The sequence below is a fragment of the Polaromonas sp. P1_G2 genome (assembly GCF_056405515.1).
This window is the reverse complement of the sequence record NZ_JBFUBY010001721.1, coordinates 1-364: the sequence shown is the minus strand read 5'-3', so window position 1 is coordinate 364 and position 364 is coordinate 1. Positions and strand designations below refer to the sequence as shown.

Sequence of the window (364 nt, the reverse complement as noted above, 5' to 3'; positions counted from 1 at the left end):
GGCACGGCTCATGCTGACCAGGCTCGCCGCTGCCGCGCAGCCGGCCGATATGACGATGGCGAATTCGAGCGCTATCGACAATGGCAGCGCTGCGAAGATGATCGACATGGAGATGCCGCCGAGGGTCTGGCCGAGGAGCCGTGCTGTGCCTTGCATGGCACCGGCCGCGCCGCTTCTGGCTTTCGGCGCCGAGAGAAGCAGGATGCGGTTGTTCGGCGTCTGGAACAGTCCGAAACCGAGGCCGGCGATCACCGTGCCGATGAGAAACGCAATGCCGTGCGGGTCGCTCGGACCGAAGCCGGCCACCACCAGGCCGAGGGCCAGCAGCGCCCCGCCGATGGCGCAGAGCCATGCCGTCTTGACA

General features: G+C 67.3%; 1 pseudogene. It reads right to left on the bottom strand.

The window, feature by feature from the left end:
- A pseudogene (locus AC1D0P_RS32275) lies at positions 1-364 on the bottom strand (MFS transporter); the annotation flags it as partial.